The sequence below is a fragment of the Pengzhenrongella sp. genome (genome assembly GCF_036565025.1).
Taxonomy (GTDB): Bacteria; Actinomycetota; Actinomycetes; order Actinomycetales; family Cellulomonadaceae; genus Pengzhenrongella.
The window spans coordinates 1-15,241 of sequence record NZ_DATCNW010000231.1 but is presented as its reverse complement, the minus strand read 5'-3'; the positions used below and the strand labels follow the sequence as shown (position 1 = coordinate 15,241).

The 15,241-nt window shown below is 71.8% G+C and carries 11 protein-coding genes; 6 read left to right on the top strand and 5 right to left on the bottom strand.

Annotated features, from left to right (window positions below):
• Positions 1-10 precede the first annotated feature (10 nt).
• Genes VIM26_RS13495 through VIM26_RS13480 form a run of 4 tightly spaced genes read left to right on the top strand, consistent with a single transcriptional unit; the run spans position 11 to position 7,343 of the window.
• Complete coding sequence (locus VIM26_RS13495) at positions 11-856, top strand: carbohydrate ABC transporter permease (protein ID WP_331952007.1); 846 nt, start codon at positions 11-13, stop codon at positions 854-856.
• A gap of 60 nt (positions 857-916) precedes the next feature.
• A complete protein-coding gene (locus VIM26_RS13490) occupies positions 917-2,218 on the top strand; it encodes an ABC transporter substrate-binding protein (RefSeq protein WP_331952005.1) in 1,302 nt (433 codons plus the stop codon).
• A 24-nt stretch (positions 2,219-2,242) separates the two neighbouring features.
• The gene (locus VIM26_RS13485; protein ID WP_331952003.1) at positions 2,243-4,237 is read left to right on the top strand and encodes a hypothetical protein; all 1,995 of its coding nucleotides are present in this window, start codon (positions 2,243-2,245) and stop codon (positions 4,235-4,237) included.
• 10 nt (positions 4,238-4,247) lie between these two features.
• On the top strand, positions 4,248-7,343 hold the full coding sequence (locus VIM26_RS13480) for an alpha-mannosidase (RefSeq protein WP_331952001.1): 3,096 nt from the start codon (positions 4,248-4,250) through the stop codon (positions 7,341-7,343).
• Here VIM26_RS13480 and VIM26_RS13475 read toward each other — a convergent pair.
• Complete coding sequence (locus VIM26_RS13475; RefSeq protein ID WP_331951999.1) at positions 7,291-7,503, bottom strand: hypothetical protein; 213 nt, start codon at positions 7,501-7,503, stop codon at positions 7,291-7,293. The two genes, VIM26_RS13480 and VIM26_RS13475, sit on opposite strands and share 53 nt — an antisense overlap.
• Before the next feature lie 382 nt (positions 7,504-7,885).
• Complete coding sequence (locus VIM26_RS13470) at positions 7,886-9,304, bottom strand: glycoside-pentoside-hexuronide (GPH):cation symporter (protein WP_331951997.1); 1,419 nt, start codon at positions 9,302-9,304, stop codon at positions 7,886-7,888.
• 101 nt (positions 9,305-9,405) lie between these two features.
• On the opposite strand from VIM26_RS13470, the gene VIM26_RS13465 reads away from it, so the two are divergent.
• Complete coding sequence (locus VIM26_RS13465) at positions 9,406-10,512, top strand: LacI family DNA-binding transcriptional regulator (protein ID WP_331951995.1); 1,107 nt, start codon at positions 9,406-9,408, stop codon at positions 10,510-10,512.
• Between the two features lie 40 nt (positions 10,513-10,552).
• Here VIM26_RS13465 and VIM26_RS13460 read toward each other — a convergent pair whose 3' ends face one another.
• Entirely contained in the window at positions 10,553-11,965 is a 1,413-nt protein-coding gene (locus VIM26_RS13460; RefSeq protein ID WP_331951993.1) for a mannitol dehydrogenase family protein, read from the bottom strand.
• A complete protein-coding gene (uxaC, locus tag VIM26_RS13455; RefSeq protein WP_331951991.1) occupies positions 11,962-13,383 on the bottom strand; it encodes a glucuronate isomerase in 1,422 nt (473 codons plus the stop codon). The genes VIM26_RS13460 and uxaC overlap by 4 nt, the downstream gene beginning before the upstream one ends.
• Positions 13,384-13,493: 110 nt before the next feature.
• Here uxaC and VIM26_RS13450 point away from each other — a divergent pair, with 110 nt between their 5' ends.
• Positions 13,494-14,396, top strand: a complete 903-nt coding sequence (locus tag VIM26_RS13450) for a D-hexose-6-phosphate mutarotase (protein ID WP_331951989.1) — start codon at positions 13,494-13,496, stop codon at positions 14,394-14,396.
• Here the strand turns inward: VIM26_RS13450 and VIM26_RS13445 are convergent.
• On the bottom strand, positions 14,380-14,946 hold the full coding sequence (locus VIM26_RS13445; protein ID WP_331951987.1) for a GNAT family N-acetyltransferase: 567 nt from the start codon (positions 14,944-14,946) through the stop codon (positions 14,380-14,382). The two genes, VIM26_RS13450 and VIM26_RS13445, sit on opposite strands and share 17 nt — an antisense overlap.
• Positions 14,947-15,241: the final 295 nt, after the last annotated feature.

Sequence of the window (15,241 nt, the reverse complement as noted above, 5' to 3'; positions counted from 1 at the left end):
GGAGCGAGACATGGCAACGGACACCCGCAGTCGGCGGCGCAGCATCGCCGTGCATGGCCTGCTCATCGTGGTGGCGCTCGTGACGCTCTACCCGCTCGTGTGGATGATCGGCAGCTCACTCAAGCCGGACAACCAGATCTTCACGACCTTCAATCCGATCCCGGCCAATTTCACGTTCAGCAACTACGTGGACGGCTGGACCGCGACCGGCACCTCGTTCTCCGTCTTCCTGATGAACTCGGCTTTTATCGCGCTGTTCGCCGTGGTCGGCAACGTGCTCTCGTGCTCGTTCGCGGCCTACGCCTTCGCCCGCCTGGACTTCGCGTTCAAGCGGTTCTGGTTCGTCCTGATGCTCGGCACCCTGATGCTGCCGTTCCAGGCGACGCTCATCCCGCAGTACACCCTGTTCTTCAAGCTCGGCTGGGTGAACACCTTCCTGCCATTGATCGTGCCGCAGTTCCTCGCCGAGAGCGCCTTCTTCATCTTCCTGATGGTGCAGTTCATCCGTGGGCTCCCCAAAGAGCTCGACGAGGCGGCCTCCATCGACGGGGCCGGACCGATCCGGGTGTACTTCTCGATCATCCTGCCGCTGCTGCGGCCCGCCCTGATCACGACGACGGTGCTCACGTTCATCTGGACGTTCAACGACTTCCTGCGACAGCTCGTCTACCTGTCCGACAACGCGCGGTACACCGTTCCCCTCGGCCTGAACTCGTTCATCGACAAGGCCGGTGGCTCCAGCTTCGGCGGCATGTTCGCCATGGCCGTGGTCACGCTGGTGCCCACGATCGGCGTCTTCCTCATCTTCCAGAAACAACTCATCGAGGGCGTGGCCACGACCGGCGTCAAAGGCTGACGTGCACAACCCCTCGCTCAACGTTCCGCACGTCCATCGCGCAGCATAAGGAGATCGACCATGACCGCAGGACTCTCCCGTCGCGGGTTCATCGGGCTCGCCGCCATGGTGGGCGGCACCGCGCTCGCCGGCTGCGCCCCGAACGGCGGGGGCGGGGGCGGGTCCGCCGCCGCCGACTCGCTCACCTTCCGATGGTGGGGCGGTGACGAGCGCAACAAGGCCTACCTCGCGGCGCTGGCCATCTTCACCAAGAAGTCCGGCATCAAGGTGTCCTCGCAGTACTCGGGCTACGACGGCTACTTCGACAAGCTGAACACCGAGTTCGCGGGCGGCAACCCGCCCGACCTGATCCAGATGGACACCGCACTGGTCAGCACGTACGCGAACAAGGGCACGCTGCTCGACCTGGCCAAGTACATCCCCAAGCCGATCGGGCTCGACACGCTCTACGAGCCCTTGCGTGCCGGCGGGGATGTCAAGGGCAAGACCTATGGCACCGCATCCGGCTCGGGAAACTCTCCCGTGCTGTTCGACAAGACGCTGCTCGAGAAGCTCAAGGTCGACGTGCCGACCAACGACTGGACCTGGGACGACTTCTCGACCATCGCCGGCGAGACCTCCAAAGCCTTGGGCAAGGGCAAGTACGGGGCGATCGACTCCTCGCCGGACGACTCCGGCGCGTTCTCCCCGTGGCTGCGCCAGCGCGACATGGACCTCTACCTCGAGGACGGCACCCTCGGGTTCGACGCCGACGCCCTGACCGAGTGGTTCACCTTCTGGGCCGGCCTGCGCAAGTCCGGCGCGGTCTGCCCGCCGAACCTGCTCGAGGCCGCCGGGTCCGCCACCGGCGCGCACCCCCTGATCGCCGGCCAGGTCGCGATGACCACCGGCTGGGGACTGGCCCAGATGGCTCCGCTGACCCGGCACGAGCTCGGCATCGTGATCGTGCCCCGCACGGACGGCAAGACGGGGCAGGCCCTCAGCGCCGGCGTCCTGCTGTGCATCCCCAAGAGCGGAAAGAACCCGGCGGGCTCGGCCAAGCTGATGGATGCCTTCATCAACGACGACGACGTCATCAAGGCCATGACCGTGACCCGGGGCCTGCCGCCGTCGGACAAGTCCAAGAAGCTCCTCCTGCCCCTTCTCGACGCGAACGCCAAGCGCGACGTCGAGTACGGGGACTACGTCGCCAAGGAGGTCGTCAAGGACGCGCTGCCCGCTCCCGCGACCGCGCCGCCGGGATACGGCGATGCCAAGACGGCTCTCGACATGGCGGCCAAGAACATCGCGTTCGGCAAGGCGACGATCAGCGAGTCCGTCACGCAGTACTTCAAGGACGCGAAGAAGGCCCTGGACGTCTGAGACATCACGATGGACCCCCGACCCGTGCCGTTGAGCTCCCAGTGCGCCAGCCTGCATGACACGCCGTGCTCCTCCGATGACTACGACGCGTTCCTGTCGGCCGTCGTCGTCAGTGCGCTCGCCATGCAGGGCGTCGACGGCAACCTGGAGCTCGACGCTGCCGGCGAGGACGTCGGTGACACCTCCCTCGGGGTGACCTCGCTCCTGCTGCTCGCGGCGACCCGGGGCACCCGAACGCCGGGCGCGAATGAAGCTGCCGAGCGCAGCCTGCGCTTCTTCCTGCGCGAGCGGGTCTTCCGCACCGACAACCCTGGGTACCCGAACCTGCGGCGCCGCGGCGCCGGCGAGCCGTACGCACGGTACGTGCTCGCCGACGGCGCACACCCGTTCGGTGACTGGCCGAGCACGGTCTGGGCGATGCTGCACGCCGTGAACGTGCTGGCCCTCGGGGCGGGCCAGGTGGCGCCGGCCCTGCTCGACGAACTGCTCGACGTGACCCGGGGCTACTGGCGATGGCTCACCGAGATCACGTTCTTCAACCCGCAGGACACCGCGAACCAGGCCCTCGGGGCGGTCGTGGCCGCGCTGCTGCTGGCCGACGAGCTGGACCGGCGCGGCGTGCGCACCGGCGCCGAGGCCACCCGTACCTCGGCGTACGAGCACTACGCGCTCGTCCGGGCCCAACGACTGCCCGACCGCGGCCACCGGCTGCCCGCCGAGCACGGCGGGGCCTGGGACGGCAACTACGGCCCGGTCTCGCTGTCCTTCCTGGCCCAGGCCCACCGGGTCACGGCCGACCCGGTGTTCCTCGAGGACGGGTGCGACCTGGCGACCTACCTCGACGCGCGCACCGGCGCCCGGGGGTTCGACGTCGGCGGCTCGAGGTACGTCGAACAGCACCCCGGATTCGAGGCGACCCTCGGGCTGCGGTACTTCGGGCGTCGGATCGGCGCCGACCTCGGCCGCTACCTGGGCAACGACCGCCACCGCTACCTGATGGACGCCGCGGGCGCCGGGGACGGCACCGCCTCCCCCGACGGCCACTTCGCCTTCATGGCGCTCTGGGCTGCGCAGGACACCACGCCCTGGTGGACGACCCCGCACGAGGCAAACCGCCGCCACCAGCTGCGACGAGGCGACGTATCGGTCGGCTTCGACGACGCGCTCCGCCCGCATCTGCTCCAGGTCGGCGGCGTGGCGGTCCTTCCGTCTGTCCTCGCAGGTCAGGGTGGGATCGCACCCGCGTACCGGACCCCGACCCGATCGCATGTGCTGGCCCGACCGCTCGCCCCGGTGCGCTCGGTCGAGCTCGACGTCGGTGGCTGGTCGGCCAAGCTGGTGACCACGGCGGTGGCGACCTGGGACGAGGTGCTGCTCACGACTCGGACCCTCTACCTGACCGACGGCGCGCGACTGCACGTCGTGGTCCTCCTCGACCCCGCGGCCCTTCCGCCGGGCAGCGGCGTGACCCTGCTCGCGGGACTCCCCTATGCGGCGCCGGCGCCGGACGGTGGGTACCACAAGGTCGTCCAGCTGGAGGTCCCCGACGGCACGACGTTCGATCTCGGCAACGAGGGCGCCCGCCTGCGCTCGGCGGACGGTGTCGTGACGGCGGGTCTCGCGATCCGCGGAAACGGCGACCTGCGGGTCACGAACCCGGTGCCGCCCGGTGGCCTGGGCAGCCACGTCCTGAGCAGCTCGGTCACGCGCGACCAGACCCTCGAGCAGGTGGCCTTCGGCCTTGCCGACGACCCGCACGGCTACGGCAACCCCGAGCGCGCCCTCGAGCGGCTCCTGCACACCAACCTGCTCGAGGTGCTCGCCGGTCGGCTCGTCGGACGTGACCTCGCCCTGGTGGCGAGCTACGCACCCGTCGCCCTCGACGCCGCCATGCCCGACGTCGTCGCGGCCGCCGCGGCAGGCGACGTGCGGGTGATCGTGCCCGGCCTCGAGGTCATCGTCGGACCGGCCGCCGGGGACGAGCACGGCAACCCGGTGCTTCGACTCAACCCACGCTAGGAGCTTCATCGTGCACGACAACTCGACCCTCGTCCGCGCCCGGATCGCCCGGTTCGTGAGCGAGCGGGTGACCCCGGCCGTCTACGCCGCGTCCGCCCCGCTGACCGTGAGCGCCTGGGAGGCGAAGGGCGAACCGGTGCCGTTCGCCGAGGCGGTCGCGCAGCGGTTCGAGCCGTTCTCGGTCGGCGAGGCGTGGGGCGCGCCGTGGGGGACGACCTGGTTCCACCTCACCGGGGTGGTGCCGGGGCAGTGGACGGAGCTCCTCGCCGCGGGGTTCGACGGGCGGGTCGAGCTCGTGGTGGACCTCGGCTTCCTCGCGGGTCAGCCCGGGTTCCAGGCCGAGGGGCTCGTGTTCACCCCGCAGGGGCGGATCGTGAAGGCCGTCGAGCCGAACAACCACCACGTCCCGGTCGAGGTCGGACCGGGCGGCGTGATCGACGTGTACGTCGAGGCCGCCGCCAACCCGGACGTCTTCGGTGACAAGACGTTCCTGCCGACGCCCTTGGGCGACAAGGCGACGGCGGGCTCCGAGGCGATCTACCGGCTGCGCCAGGTCGACGTCGCCCTGCTCGACGTCGTGGTGTGGGAGCTCGGGCGGGACCTGTGGACCCTCACCGGGCTGATGGACGAGCTGCCGGGCGAGCTGCCGCGGCGGGCGGAGATCCTGCGGGCCCTCGAATCGGCCGTCGACGCGATGGACCCGCACGACGTGAGCGGCACGGCCGGCGTCGGGCGGAAGATCCTCGCGCCAGTGCTCGCGAGCCCGGCGTACGCGAGCGCGCACCGGGTGATCGCCGTCGGGCACGCGCACATCGACTCGGCCTGGCTCTGGCCGGTGCGCGAGACCATCCGCAAGTGCGCGCGCACCTTCGCCAACGTGCTCGACCTGATGGACCGCGACCCCGCGTTGATCTTCGCCGCCTCGTCCGCGCAGCAGTTCGCGTGGATGAAGGAGCACTACCCGGACCTGTTCGAGCGGATCCGCGTGCGGGTCGCGGAGGGCAGGTTCGTGCCGGTCGGGGGAATGTGGGTCGAGTCGGACACGAACATGCCCGGCGGCGAGGCGCTCGCGCGCCAGCTGGTCGCGGGCAAGGCGTTCTTCCTCGCGGAGTTCGGCGTCGAGCCGCTCGAGGTCTGGCTGCCGGACTCGTTCGGCTACACGGCGGCCTTCCCGCAGATCGCGGCCGCGGCAGGGTCGAGGTACTTCCTGACCCAGAAGCTCGGGTGGAACGAGACCAACCAGATGCCGCACAGCACGTTCTGGTGGGAGGGCATCGACGGGACGCGGATCTTCACGCACTTCCCGCCGGTCGACACCTACAACTCGGTGCTCTCCGGGATGGAGCTGGCCAAGGCGCAGCGCCAGTACAAGGAGCAGGGCGCCTCGAACGTCTCGCTGGTGCCGTTCGGCTTCGGTGATGGCGGCGGCGGCCCGACCCGGGAGATGCTCGCCGCGGCGCAGCGGGCGACGTCGCTCGAGGGGTCGCCGACGGTACGGGTCGCCACCCCGCTCGAGTTCTTCCGCGAGGCCGAGGCCACCTACCCGGACCCGCCGGTGTGGTCCGGCGAGCTCTACCTGGAGTTCCACCGCGGGACGTACACGTCCCAGGCTCGGACCAAGGCCGGCAACCGGCGCAGCGAGCACCTGCTGCGCGAGGCCGAGCTGTGGGCCGCGACCGCGACGATCCGCACCGGCGCGCCCTACCCGTACGAGCGCCTCGCCGACGCATGGCACACCGTGCTGCTCCAGCAGTTCCACGACATCCTCCCGGGCAGCTCGATCGCCTGGGTGCACCAGGTCGCCGAAGCCAACTACGCGCGGGTCGCGGCGGATCTAGGAGAGATCATCACGGCAGCGATCGACGCCTGCACGACGACGGCCGCCGGCGCTGTGCCGGGCGGCCTGATCGGTTTCAACGCCTCGCCGTTCGCGGTCTCGGGCGTGCCCGCGCTCTCGGCCGGCCCGATCCGGACGCCCGGAACCGTCACGGCCGAGCCCGACGGCGATGGGTTCGTCCTGACGAACGACCTGCTGCGCGTGCGCATCGACGGTCAGGGCCTGGTCACCTCGCTCGTGGACCTCGCCACCGGGCGCGACGCCATCGGGGCCCAGGCGCCCGGGAACCTTCTCCAGCTGTTCCGCGACACCCCCACCCAGTACGACGCGTGGGACGTGGACGAGCACTACAAGCGCAACGGGACCGACCTGCGCGAGGCGCGGTCGGTGACCCTGGTCGCCGACGGCCCGCACCTGGTGAGCGTCCGGGTGGACCGCGCGTTCGGGGCCTCGACCGTCTCGCAGCTGCTGACCCTCGACGGCGACTCCCGGGCGCTGGATATCACCACCACGGTCGACTGGCACGAGCAGCAGAAGCTGCTCAAGCTCGCGTTTCCGCTCGACGTGCACGCCGACCGCGCCGCCTCGGAGATCCAGTTCGGCCACGTCTACCGGCCCACCCACGCGAACACGTCGTGGGACGCCGCCCGGTTCGAGACCTGCGCGCACCGCTGGGTGCACGTCGGGGAGCCGGGCTTCGGGGTCGTCGTCGCGAACGACCGCACCTACGGCCACGACATCACCCGCGCAACCCGGCCCGACGGCGGCACGACCACCCTCGTGCGCCAGTCGCTGCTCCGCGCTCCGCTGTTCCCGGACCCGACGGCGGACCAGGGCACGCACGTGCTGCGCACCTCGATCGCCATCGCGCCCGACGTGCTCGACGCCGTCCGCGAAGGGTACCGGGTCAACCTCCCGCTGCGCGTCGTGCCGGGCACGGCCGCCGTCGGGCCGCTGGTCTCGAGCGACAGCCCCGCGATCGTGGTCGAGGCCGTGAAGCTCGCCGAGGACCGCTCGGGCGACCTCGTAGTCCGGCTCTACGAGGCCCGCGGCGCGCGTGCGACCGGCACGCTCGACGTCGGCCACGACGTCGCGAGCATCATCGAGACGGACCTGCTCGAACGGCCGCTCGATGCGCCGACCGCACTCCTCGACGGCGCCGGCTCGACCGCCCGGTTGAGCCTGCGGCCGTTCCAGATCGTCACCCTGCGGGCTGTCAGGCCACCGGGAAGTCCGGACCCGGACCCGACTCGCCGACCTGCCAGCTAGCCCCCTCGCCCCCTGCCACCAGGGCGACCGCCACCGGAGTACCGAACAGGGAGTAGACCTCGGGCACCGACACGCTCACCTGCAGGCGCACGACGCCGTCGCTGTTGCTGTTGCTCTCGATCGTGGGCAGCGCCCACCTTCCGGCAAGTCTCTGTGACACGGCCATCAGGCTGTCCCCCCGCATCGGACCGACCATTGCGCGACCCTGGCTACCCGCCGAGTCTCGGCCGCGGACACACCGGACCGGCACACCGTCGCGCACGGGCTTCGGCGGTTCAGTTTTGATGAGCTCGCGGTGTGGAGGGACGCGCGTGGGACTGAAGTGACTCATGGGGACGATGTGACGTTCAATTCCGTCCCACCGTCACCATCTGTCACTCGCGCGTCCCTGCGCACCACAACCCGACGCGCTCGCACCCTGGCAGGCGGGGACTGACACGCTGGCTGCCGTCGCCGCACCCGGCCCGCCCAGCGGCCTTTCATCGCAGAGGGGCCACCGCCAGCCTCGCGTCAGCCGTTGACGACCGCCGGTTGAGCGGTTTTCAGCCGAGCTCGGCGCGACGGGTGGCGCGGTTCGCCTCGATGTCGACCAGCAGCGCCCTGAAACGGGCCTCGGTCAGCGGGTAGGCCCACATCAGGAGGAACGCGAACAGGAAGAAGCCGGCCGGCAGCAGGGCCATGGTCAGGCGGATGCCCTCGATCGTCTGGGCGGACTGCGTGACGGTCTGTCCGCCGGTGGACTGCTGGTACCCGACGAACGCCAGGGCGTAGCCGACGATCCCGGTGCCGATGGCCTGGCCGACCTTGCGGGTGAACGAGAACGCCGCGTAGGTGCCGCCCTCGGCCCGGATCCCGGTCTTCCACTCGCCGAACTCGACGGTGTCGGCCTCCAGGGCCCAGGTCATGGTGTTCATCAGCGCCATGGCGAGACCGATCAGGAACAGCCCGGCCAGGCTCGCCGGGACGTTGCCCGGGCTGACCAGGACGACCAGGCCGCCGACGATCGCCGCGAGGGCGGCGAGCATGAAGCCGCGCTTCTTGCCGAGCCGGCGGGTGACCAGCGGGCCGAACGGGCCGACGTACAGGATCGCGCCAGTGGTGATGATGGTGACGATCGCGCCGAGCCCGACGTCGCCCAGGACGTCCCGGGCGAAGTAGAGCGCGATCGCGCCGACGACGTTCTGGCCGGTCAGGTACATCAGGCTCGAGCCGCACAGGCGCAGCAGCGGGCCGTTGTGCCGCAGGGTCGAGAACGTCTGGCGCAGGGTGACGTGGGAGACCTCCCGGTACACCGACTCCCGGGCGGTGGCGAACGTGAACGCGAACAGCGCCGTCCCGACGACGGCGAGGACGGCGGCGGTGATCACGAACGTGGTCTGCAGGTTCGCGGACTCCTTCAGGCGGGGCGCCAGCAGGACCGCGAGCAGCATGATCGTGGTGCCGGCCCCGACCATCCGGGCACCGGCGAGCTTGGACCGCTCGGCGGGCACCTGGGTCATCGCGCCGGCGAGGGAGCCGAAGGGGATGTTGACGAGCGAGTAGAGCAGCCCGAGGATCGCGTACGACGCGTAGGCGTAGAGGAGCTTCTGGCCGTAGCCGGAGAAGTCGGGCACCGCGAAGCAGGCGATGTTGGCCAGCAGCAGCGGCACGGAGTACCAGAGCAGGAAGGGCCGGAACTTGCCCCACCGCGTCATGGTGCGGTCGACCAGCCGGCCGGCGAAGATGTCGGCAAACGCGTCCCACACCTTCACGAACAGGAAGATGGAGCCGGCGTCCGCGGGCCGGATGCCCACGACGTCCGTGTAGTAGATGAGCAGGAACAGCCCCGTCATGGAGAACGCGACGTTGCAGCCCGCGTCGCCGGCGCCGTAGCCGATGATGCGCAGCGGCCGGAGCAGGACGGCGCCCCGGCCGGGGGGCGTGGCGGATCCTTGGGTCGGGACGGCGGTGGCCTGGCTCATGAATACCTTCATTCTGGCGAGTGGAGTACCCATTAGGCTCGGCGACTCGGAGCGGTGGCAAACGGTTGCCATTACTTGTCGCGCGACCTAACCTGCTGCCCGTGGACAACGACGCACCGCAGGACACGGCCCCCGCACAGGCGCGGCGCGGGCCGACGATCTACGACGTCGCGCGCGCCGCCGGGGTGGCGCCCTCAACGGTCTCGAGGGCCTTCTCGCGGCCCGGGAGGGTGAATGCCGACACCGCCGCGCGGGTCCGGCAGGTCGCCGCCGACCTGGGATATCGCACCAACCCGATGGCCCGGGCGCTGCCCACCGGGCGCACGTCGATGCTCGCGGTCATCGTGGCGGACGTGACGAACCCGTTCTTCTTCGAGATCGTCCGTGGGGTCGAGTCCGCCGCCGCCGAGGCGGGCTACGTGACGCTGCTGGTCGACACGCACGAGTCCTCAAGCTCGGAGCGCGCGGCGATCGACCGGGCGATCCCGATGGTCGACGCCATCGTGCTGGCCAGCCCCCGCATGTCGGACAACGCGATCCGGATGGTCGCCAAACAGCGGCCGACGGTGGTCCTCAACCGCCCGATGACCGACGTGCCGAGCGTGGTGAGCGACCAGGCTCGCGGGATGCGCCGTGCGGTGGAGCACCTCGGGGAGCTGGGCCACCTCGCGCTCACCTATGTCGCGGGACCCGAGGCGTCCTGGGCGGACGGGATGCGCTGGCGCTCGATCCGCGAGGCCTGCTACGAGCTCGACCTGCGGGTGCACCGGATCGGGCCGTTCGCGCCGACGCTCGCCGGGGGTCTCGCCGCCGCGGACGAGCTCGCGGCGAGCCCGACGACCGGCGTCGTCACGTACAACGACCTGATGGCGATCGGCCTGATGCGCGGGCTGCTGCGGGCCGGGGCCCGCATCCCGGGCGACGTCAGCGTGATCGGGTTCGACAACATCTTCGGCTCGGACTTCTGCTCACCGCCGCTGACGACCGTGGCGGCGCCGCTGCGCGCGCTCGGGACCGTCGCGACGCGGATGGTCCTGGAGAACCTCACGGCCGGCACGCAGGGCTCGGTCCGGGCCCGGACCGTGGTCCGCTCCCCCGTCCTGCCGGCGCTGCTGCCGTGCCAGCTGCTGGTCCGGGACTCCACGGCCACCGCCAGCCGCCGCCGCTGGACCCCAACCCCCGACGTGTCAGACCGAGCGCGCCCCTGAGACCGCGCTCGGTCTGACACGTCCGGGAACCCTCGACCTGTCAGATCGAGCGCGCACCCAGGACCGCGCTCGGTCTGACACGTTCGGGGGCGGGGGTGCTCAGGAGCTCGGTCGCCTGGGCGAGGACCGCCTGCACGACGGCGTCGTCGGCCGCCAGCTCCGGATCCAGCGCCTCGAGCACGCCACGGACCGCGTCCGGCAACGGACCCTGCGCGAGCGACGCGAGCTCGGCCGCCCGGGCGTCCGTCACCGCGGCACCGCGCCCGCGCAGGTGACAGACCCAGGCCGCCAGGGCCCTGGTCGCCCCGAGCGGGAGCCGGCCCGCCGCGCGTTCGCGGCGGAGCGTCGGCAGGATCCGGATCGGCAGCTTCTGTGAGCCGTCCGCGGCGATCTGGTCGAGCCGGTGGCGCATCCGCGGGTTGGCGAACCGGTCGATCAGCGCCGCCCGGTACGCGACGACGTCGGCGGCCGGCAGGGTGAGGTGCGCGGACGCCGCCTCCCACCACTCCTCGAGCCACCCGCGGCAGGTCTCGTCGCCCATCGCGTCGGCCACGGTGATGTGCCCGCGGATCGAGGCGGCGTACGCGAGCAGCGAGTGCGCCCCGTTGAGCAGCCAGAGCTTGCGCTCCTCGAACGGCGCCACGTCCGCGGTGAAGGTGGCCCCGGCGTCCTCCCAGCGCGGCCGGCCGGCCGCGAACTCGCCGCAGAGCACCCACTCGGTGAACGGCTCGGTGACGACCGGCGCCCGGTCGCGGACCCCGGTCGCGGCCTCGACGGCCGCGACGTCGTCGGCGGTGGGCTCGGGGGTGATCCGGTCGACCATCGTGGTCACGTACGCCACGTTGCCGGTGACCCAGCGGGCGAGCCCCGGGTCGACCAGCTCGGCGAGCTCGCCGAGCACGCGCGCGATCACCGAACCGTTCTCGGGCAGGTTGTCGCAGGGCACGACCGTCAGCGGACCGGCCCCCGCCCGACGACGGGCCGCGAACCCCGCGACCAGCCGCGCGGGAGCCGTGCGCACGGGCGCCCGCAGGTCGCCGCGCAGGGCCGCGACGTCGGCGCGCACCTCGGGCCGGTCGGCGTCCAGCCCGCCGTCGGACCCGCGCAGGTAGCCGGCCTCGGTCACGGTGGTGGTGACCACCTGGACGCGGGGGTCGGCGAAGTAGCCGAGCCAGGCGTCGTGGTCGTCGGCGGGGTGGGCCCGGGTGAGGCTGTCGACCACCTCGAAACGGTCGCCGTCGGCCGCACGGGTCACCAGGGTGAACAGGCCGTCCTGGGCGGCCAGCGCCGTCGCGAGCTCGGGCGAGCGACCGGTGAAGGCCGCGATCCCCCACTGCGCCGCGTCCGGCGCGCGGTGCGAGTACCAGGCCTGGTGCGCGCGGAAGAAGTTCCCGAGCCCGAGGTGGACGTGCCGCACCGGCGGCGCGGCCGCGGTCCGCTTGAGCTCGCTCACAGCTTGAACACCTCCAGGGGACGGCCGCTGACCAGGTCGACCGCGGTCTCGGTGGCCTCGTCCTCGTCGATTCGGTGCTCCGCGACGAGCCCCGCGAGGTACCCGGCGTCCAGCCGGCGCGACATGTCGTGCCGCGCCGGGATCGAGCAGAACGCGCGCGTGTCGTCGATGAAGCCCGACGTCTTGGCGAAGCCTGCCGTCTCGGTGACCGCGGAGCGCCAGCGGCGGACGGCGTCGGGCGCGTCGTAGAACCACCACGGCGCCCCGACGTAGACCGACGGGTAGAACCCGGCCAGCGGCGCGAGCTCCCGCGAGAACACCGTCTCGTCCAGGGTGAACAGCACCAGGTGCAGGTTGGGGTGCGTGCCGAAGCGCTCGAGCAACGGACGCAGCGGATCGGTGAAGTCGCCGCGCAGGGGGATGTCGTGACCGGTGTCCGGCCCGAACCGCGCGTTCGAGGGCCCGTGGTGCCCGCGGCGCACGCCCGGGTGCAGCGTCATCGTCAGGCCATCCTCGGTCGACATGCGCGCCATCTCGAGCAGCATGTGCCGGCGCAGCGAGACGGCCTCGGCCGGGGTCGCGGTGCCCGCGAGCGCCGCGCGATGGATGCGGTCGGCCTCCCGATCCGCGAGCGCGGCAGTGCCCACGTCCTCGTGGCTGTGGTCCGCGGAGACCGCGCCGTTCGCGATGAAGTAGCTGCGCCGGTCCTCCATGGCGGCCACCCAGCCGGAGTAGCTGCCCGTGTCCACCCCGGCGACCTCGCCGAGGTGCACGACGGCGTCGGCCCAGCCGGGCTGGGCGGCCTCGAGGTAGCGGTCCGGGCGGAAGGTCGGGATCACCCGGCCGGACCAGGTCGGGTCAGCGACCAGGGCGCGGTGCGCCGACAGGTCGTCGCACGGGTCGTCGGTCGTCGCGAGCACGGAGATCGCGAACCGGTCGTACAGCGCGCGGGGCCGGTAGGCGTCCTTCATCAGCCGCTCCGCGAGGTGGTCGTAGAGCACGTCGGCCGTCTGCGCGGACGGCCGCGCGGCGACGTCGAAGATCTCGGCGAGCTCGGACTCCAGCCAGTACCGCACGGGCGTCGCGCGGAACGCGTCCCAGTGCGAGCACAGCGCGCGCCAGGCCTCCCGCGCCGCGGCCTCGGGCAGCGGCCCCTGCCCGACGCCGAGCACCTCGAGCGGCACCCCCGACGCGTGCAGCAGCCGCGTCACGTAGTGGTCCGGCGTGACGAACAACTGCGCCGGGTCGCGGAACGGCTCGTCGTCGAGCAGGATCCGTGGGTCCACGTGGCCGTGCGGGGAGACGATCGGCAGGTCCCGCACCGTCGAGTAGAGCCGGCGGGCGATCGCGCGGAGTGCGGGATCCGCCGGGAGCAGCCGGTCCGGGTGCGGAGCGAGCGGGGCAGGTTGACTCGACATGGCACCGATCCTGTCCGCCGGGGCGCGGCTGCGGCAATCGGTTGCCATGTGTTGTCGCGGGCGCGGGCCGTGAGTTGCCGCTCACCTCGCCCGAGGGGCAGGGTGGCGGCATGACACTCCCCACCACGACCGATCTCTCCCTGCCCTCGTCCGTGACGGTCGACGACGGGCCCGGTGGCCTGCCGCGGGTCCGTGTCGCCGGACCGGCCGGGGCGGCCGAGATCTACCTGCACGGCGCCCACGTGACGTCCTGGAACCCGCTCGGTCAGGAGCCGGTGCTCTGGATGAGCGAGCAGAGCCGGTACCGCGCGGACCAGCCCCTGCGCGGCGGGGTGCCGCTGTGCTTCCCGTGGTTCGGCGCGAACGCAGGCGACCCCCAGGCGCCGTCGCACGGCTTCGGCCGGCTCTCGGACTGGTCACTCGTCGAGGCGCGCGAGGTCGGCGACGACGTCGTCCTCGTCTTCCGGCTCACCGACTCCCCCCTCACCCGCGCCGGCGCGTGGCCGCACCGGTTCGAGGCCCGGTACACCGTGACGGTCGGTGCCCGGCTCGTCCTCGAGCTCCAGGTCACCAACCTCGACACCGAGGCGGTCACCTTCGAGGAGGCGATGCACACCTACTTCGCCGTCGGGAACATCCACGACGTGCGGGTCACCGGTCTGGAGGGCGTCGCGTTCCTCGACCGCCTCGGCGGCCCGAAGCCGGTCCGCGAGGACGGCCCGGTCCGGTTCACCGGGGAGACCGACCGGATCTACCTTGACACGCGAGCCCCGGTGGTCGTCGCCGACCACGCGCGGGCCCGTGCCGTCACCGTCACCACGTCGGGCTCCGACTCCACCGTGGTGTGGAACCCGTGGAGCGCGAAGGCCGCCGCGATGGCCGACTTCGGCGACGACGAATGGACCGACATGGTCTGCGTCGAGACCTGCAACGTCCGCGACTTCGCCGTCGAGCTGGCACCGGGCGCGAGCCACACGATGACCGCGACGCTCGCCGTCAGCCCGCTGGGCTGACCGGCGCCTGGGCGCGGCGAGCCAGCCGCCGCTCCCAGACTCCCGTGTCGGGGTCGACCTGCCGGTGGCCGTCCGGCGCGAAGCCGTGCTTCGCGTAGAACGCCAGGGCCCGCGGGTTGTCCTCGAACACCCACAGGCGGGCCGGCCGCGCACCGAGGGCGTGCCCGAGCAGGGTCGCCGCGATCCCGGTGCCGCTGTGGTGAGCCGCGACGTACAGGCTCATCAGCTCGAGCGTCGGCGCCGGCTCCCCCGCCGTCGGGTCTGGCCCTCGAGTCGGCGCCGCTGCCGGAGCCAGCGCGGGCGGTGCCCAGCTGACGACTCCCACCAGCTCATCGCCCTCGCGGCCGGCCACCTCGGCGAGGGCGATCCGCCGGGCGCCCGACGTGAGCCTGTCCCGCCACCGCTCCTGCCGATCGCCCACGGACACCCGGTCGAGGTACTCATTCGGAACCAGGCCGCGGTAGGCCTCGCGCCAGCACGCCGTCTGGAACTCGGCGATGGCGCCGACGTCGGGCAGGGCGGCCGGGCGCAAACACGCAGGTGAGCTCACCGGGCAATCCTCCCCCTCCCCCGTGACCCTCGAGCGAGAGTCGGGGGGCGATTCGAGCATCGAAATGCGAGTTGTTGTGGCTCTCCTGACCGATCCGTGGGTCGTTGAGCGTGGCGCTGAGGTGCTTCGCGACGGCACTGAGGTCCCGATGCGCGCGGATTGGGGTTGGCCGACTCTGTTCGCCGATCTCACGCGAGTTCGTCGGTCCGGCCAGATTCCGAGATCGAGGCAACTCTGTCGAATTCCAGGCGCGTCATCCGGCTCGATCACCGACGCGCATACCGACGACCCGCCC